This window comes from Pseudooceanicola lipolyticus, from assembly GCF_002786325.1.
GTDB lineage: Bacteria > Pseudomonadota > Alphaproteobacteria > Rhodobacterales > Rhodobacteraceae > Pseudooceanicola_C > Pseudooceanicola_C lipolyticus.
Genome location: NZ_PGTB01000316.1, coordinates 1 through 1,871, shown reverse-complemented (window position 1 = coordinate 1,871; position 1,871 = coordinate 1). Strand labels below are relative to the sequence as shown.

Genomic DNA, 1,871 nt, shown 5'->3' with positions numbered 1-1,871 from the left:
CGGGGTGGCGGGCCGGTTCAACGCCCGCTTTGCCGAGGCGACCGGCGCCGCCAGCCTGCGCTTTGACGCGGCGCTGGAGCGGCTGGAACGGCTGGTCCCCGGCTTTACCGGCACGCTGGAGGCCAAGGGCCGCGCCCGGCGCAGCGACACCCAGGATTGGCAGGTGAACGCGGTTTCTGCCGGCAGCGCCGGGCTGTCGGGCACCTTCAAGGCGACCTTTGACGAGGCGCTGGCGGGGGCCGAGATCTATTTCGACGCGGCGATCGAGCGGTTGCAGCGGCTGGTGCCCGATATCAGCGGCACCCTCACCGCCGCCGGTCTGGCCCGCAAGGACGGCGATGTCTGGAGCATCGACACCAGCGCCACCGGGCCGGGCAGCATCGCCGCCGATGTCGATGGCAGCTATGACCAGGCGCGCAACAGCGCCGACATCACCGCCCGGGGCAACCTGCAGCTGGGCCTGGCCAACACCATCATCCGGCCCAATTCGCTGCGCGGCGCCGCCACCTTCGACCTGGCGTTGCGCGGGCAGCCGGGGCTGGAGGCGCTGAGCGGCACCGTCCGCACCTCGGGCGCGACGGTGGTGATCCCGGCGGCGGTGCAGACGATCACCGGGCTGGACACCACGGTCACCCTGTCGAACGGGCGGGCACAGGTGGCCACCAGCGGCGCGCTGCGGGCCGGCGGGCAGTTCCGGGTCAGCGGGCCGGTCGACCTGTCGCCGCCCTTTGCCGGGGCGCTGGACGCGCAGCTGAACGGCATCGTGCTGACCAACAACCTGTATTACTCCACCACCGCCAATGGCCAGCTGCGGATCAGCGGGCCGCTGGCCGGGGGCGCAATCATCTCGGGGCGCATCGATTTCCCGCAGACCGAGATCAATATCGCCAATGCCTCGGGTTCGTTCAGCGCGGCGCCGATCCCGCCGATGCGCCATATCGGCGAACCGCGGCAGTCGCGGGTGACGCGTGCGCGCGCCGGGCTGCTGGAAACCAGCAGCGGCGCCTCCGGCCCGGCCTATAACCTCGACATCACGCTGAACGCACCCGGCCGGGTGTTTGTGCGCGGGCGCGGCCTGAATGCCGAACTGGGCGGCAGCGTGCTGATCCGCGGCACCTCGGCCAATGTGGTGCCTTCGGGGCAGATCTCGCTGATCCGCGGCACCTTCGACCTGCTGGGCCGCCGCCTGACGCTGGATCAGGGCTCGGTTTCGTTGCAGGGCGCGCTGGACCCGGTGCTGAATTTCGTCGCCAGCACCACCACCTCGGAGGGCGAGGCGATGCTGACGGTTAGCGGCCCGGTCTCGGCCCCCGAGATCGAGGTAACGGCCACCCCCGAGCGCCCCAGCGAAGAGGCGCTGGCGCTGCTGTTGTTCGGCGACCGATTCAGCGACCTGTCGCCGCTGAAACTGGCGCAGCTGGGCTCGCAGCTGGCCACGCTCAGCGGCCGCGGCGGCGGACTGACCGAACGGCTGCGCACCGGGCTGGGCGTCGACAGCCTGGATGTCGGCACCGACGATGACGGCACCGCGCAGGTGGGGGTCGGCCGCTATATCGCCGATGATGTCTATACCGACGTCACCATCAACGCCGAGGGCGAAAGCGAGCTGAACCTCAATTTCGACCTGACCGACACGCTGACGATCAAGGGATCGGTGGATAACGAGGGCGAAACCGGCGTCGGGCTGTTCTTCCAGCGCGACTATTGAGCGCCGCCGCTGTCCCGGCCGCGTCAGGCCGTGGCCAGCCGCGCCAGCCCGGTCAGCGCCGCGCCGTCATCGGTGATCAGCCGCAGCGGCACCTGCCGGACGATATCGGCAAATGGCCCGTCGGCGGCGAAGGTGTCTTCGATTACCTCGACTCGGATGACGG

General features: G+C 70.3%; 1 protein-coding gene. It reads left to right on the top strand.

The genetic code is table 11. The features are described 5' to 3' along the window. Window positions 1-1,708: translocation/assembly module TamB domain-containing protein (locus CVM52_RS25455; protein WP_205965035.1), on the top strand; the 1,708-nt coding region annotated here is incomplete at its 5' end. Window positions 1,709-1,871 lie beyond the last annotated feature (163 nt).